This window comes from Sulfurirhabdus autotrophica (assembly GCF_004346685.1).
GTDB classification, from domain to species: domain Bacteria; phylum Pseudomonadota; class Gammaproteobacteria; order Burkholderiales; family SMCO01; genus Sulfurirhabdus; species Sulfurirhabdus autotrophica.
In genome coordinates this window covers 1-3,593 of the sequence record NZ_SMCO01000044.1, presented here as the reverse complement: position 1 = coordinate 3,593, position 3,593 = coordinate 1, and the positions used below count along the sequence as shown (strand labels likewise).

The 3,593-nt window shown below is 47.5% G+C and carries 2 protein-coding genes; both read right to left on the bottom strand.

The window, feature by feature from the left end; all coding sequences use genetic code 11:
* Nucleotides 1-2,195: DUF6531 domain-containing protein (locus EDC63_RS18290; RefSeq protein WP_132920985.1), on the bottom strand; the 2,195-nt coding region annotated here is incomplete at its 3' end.
* Nucleotides 2,196-2,969: 774 nt separating this feature from the next.
* Nucleotides 2,970-3,593: RHS repeat-associated core domain-containing protein (locus EDC63_RS18935; RefSeq protein WP_223272302.1), on the bottom strand; the 624-nt coding region annotated here is incomplete at its 5' end.

Here is a 3,593-nt window from a genome sequence, read left to right as displayed (position 1 = left end):
GCGTTGCTGAGGGTGTTGAGGTCACCTCTGCGGTATTTGGGTGGGGTGGTGGTCGTGTCATCAGCCGTGTAGTAGGTGTAGCGGGTGATGTCGTTGACATCGGTACGTGGGCCGTCGACGCTCTTGAGCAGGTTGATCAGGGTGTTGTCGGCACTGGTGGTGTAGTTGTAGGTCCAGGTGCGGGTCTTGCTGCTGGCGGTGTCTTTGATGGTTACGGTGGTGAGATTGCCGACCCCGGTGCTCGACAGGTTGTCGCCATCATAGGTGTAATGGGTGACCCGTTGCAAGACGTTGCCGGCATCTTTTTCTCGGACTTCGGTAGGCAGTCTGAAGCGGTTATGCCAGTCGGTTTCGATGGTGCGGGCTTCGGGTTTGCCCTGGGCTTCGATGCGGGTGGTTTCCAGATTACGGGTCATGTCGTAGTCGTACCAGGTGACGTTGCCGCTGAAGTCGGCGCGGGTTTTTATGTTGCCGTTGGCGTCGTAGGTCAGGGCGCTGGAGGCGGCACTACAGCCGGAGCCGCCGGGCTGGTCGGTGCCGGTGCTTTTGACAACACCTAATACAGTGGTGAAGTTGTAGGTGCGTTGAAAGCCCCGAGGATCGGTGACCACGGTGTACGGGTTGCCAGTGATGGGGTTAGTTTTGTAGGTGAGCTGGTAGTTGTCGATGCCAAGAGCAAGTCCGGGGGCGTGTTCGCTGGAGGTAGCACGCCCTTGACAGTCGTATTTCCAGTTGGCGTAACGGGTACCATTTGCACCCGTGCTATCGCCACTGGTGGTATCGATCATACTAGTCAACGCATTTGGGAACCCCACCGGGTTGCCAATGCAGGCTGCACCGTTGTTGATATTGGCAGACTCGTTATAAACGTAGATACGTTGGGGATTGTCGTTTGAGTCTGAAAGTGTATTGTCTGGGTAAATGACCGCTGTTAAGTTCGAAAGTGCATCATACTTAAATCGATAAATTGCCCCACTAGGATCAATAAACTGAGTAATTTTCTCGCGTACCCCATACCTGAATCGAATTACTCTGCCATTGGCGTCTTGTACTTTAATCAAGCGCCCAGCAGGCAGCGGCATGTTAATTGCACCGCCCTCAATATAAATATCACCGTCAGCACCTGCCGTACCATCACTATATTTAAATGTTAACGCGAGCTTGTTCCTCTGCTGAGTTGAAGTGAGCCTGCCACTGGCATCATACGATTCGATAGAATCATCCAGCGACACTCGGTATTGCCAGCCTATTCGTATAGAGTTTGCATCGAGTATTTCTTGTAGCTTGTCGGTGGTATCTGCATCTGTGCCCCAGACCGTTCCATTCTTTTGGTACCGAATTACTTTACCATCGTTTCTAAAAACAATGATCGAGCCGTCCACATCGGTTTGTATCATACTGTCAAATGAACTGCGCCACCTTCTCCCAAAAGAAGAGATTTGGCTGTCATTATGATTATAGGATAGCGAGAAATCCATGCCGCTACCGCTTTGCCAAATAGGTTCATGTTGGAATTTATTGCCGGATCCAGTAAGAATAGGAATTCCTACGCACTGGTTGGGTTGCGCGCCATTATTTTTACCGCCATGACAAGTTTGGCCTATTTTTGTTTGGCCGGTTGGGCAGGCTGAAATACATTCATCAAAAACTGAAGTTGCATCATATGTGCAGACGCACAGTCCGGCATTACGGTCTACTGAAAAGGTTTGATCATTATGGTAATAATCACTCCCACAATAAGCCATCCCAGGCCAGCGCTCATCATTATTATTGACGACTCCTTGTAAGATACTTGTATATAAACAACTATACTGGTATGGACTGACACTAATGCTTGGGTTACCCTCAGTCCAACGCCCAAAGCGTGGGTTTGAAAATACTGGGCCATATTGTGCATTCTCTGCCTCGAGAAAAATCTGGCATGCTGCTGGGCGGGATTCTGCATCATAACCAAGGACTGGTCCTGTACCTGTGAACCCAAAAAAACGTAACGGTGGAGCAAATGTCCCCGCTGATGAGATAGTAGTCATAAACAAGAACATATAAACCACCAGAAGCACAGTGCGGGGTAGTTGCAAATTGTAATCCATCAGCTTTACGCTTGTGCTTTTTACAACCTGAAAACATCGAAATAGACAAATCACGCAGACGAATGCCGCATGCAAGAACCCTATCCCCAATTTCCCAATTGCCATTTACTTTCCTGCCGTATTTGTTATAAGTTGTAAAGTTGTAGGCATAGCAACCAATGCTAAGCTACTTGGTTCCTGCCTATGACGTTATTGTTTATTAATTTTATGACATTATTGTTTGCAGGTGGTTAATTGTCAATCAGCGTTGGTGGTTGCTAGAGAAGCTATTTGACGGTCTCTTGTTGTTAATGGTTGTCAGACTCCTGCCTGGCGAACGTGCTGCTAACACGCCATCAATTTTTTCCCATGATAAATAAAAATATTTTGCACTCAATCCCAGCTCGCCCGTCTCAAAAAATGGGCTCCATAAACGGGGCCATCCCAAGTGCTACAACCCCAGAAATAATTACAACTCGTAGTCTTAAAGAAGGTCGGCGGCGAATAAAAACTGCCAATCCAACTGCAACAGCAAGCCATGACGATGCAATCAGGAGATGAAACGGGAGTTGTACCGCTGTTGCGAAGACATAATCCAGATTTGCTCAGATGAACTCATATTCCATCACTCCAGATTCTCTGCATTGATTCGCGTGTCCCCTTTGTTAGTTGTTGTTGATTTTTCGTGTTTTCCTTCGGAGAACTGCCCCCACTAATCCATATAAGGTTAAGATCAGCAGTATAGAGACCATCCATCCAAACAGGATATTATGGCCGCACATAAGGTCAAATGCCCAAAGTCCATTTATCGCAAATAAATAACATCCTAAATCTGCAAGAAGCTTAGACAGGACGACGACCACAAGAAATAATGCTAAAATTTTCATCTGATCCTACCCCCTATTTTGAACATGTACATTGCTGCTTGAAGAGATCAATTATGTTTCTACCCTTGATAATTGCCTCCTTACGTTGCTGTGCCGATGGGTACTTATCCTCAAAGATATGTTTTAGGCTGACCGATCCGTTATATACCTTAAAACCATGCCCACCTGCTGCGCTATCCTCTACAGCATGTAGCGCCCGACCTAAGCCTTGAGCGTCACAACGCTTCAATTGTTGCATTACGTAATCGTAGTAGCGCTGATTTGAGGTGGCATCAGATTCTCCTGGTCTTTTCATTGCGTGCCAATCGGTGTTTTTTATTCCTTGCGAACCTGGGAGAAAATCTGCCAAGACAGACCACATAATCGCATCAGCAGCCAAGTTTTCCGGAAGTCCTTGTCCATTGACCGCATTTGCAGATAGATCGAGGTGAACATCAGACGTAAAAAGTCCGAGTGGATCAGTAACCCCAAGTGGATTGTTTTCTACATATGCGAACGGATTAATCCCCCCCGCCAACCCAATCGGATCACTTTGGGTATAGCGCCCCGTCCCCGGATCATAGTTCCTGAAGTAATTATAGTGCAACCCCGTTTCCTGATCGTAATACTGTCCCGGGAAGCGCAGGTTCACCGCCAC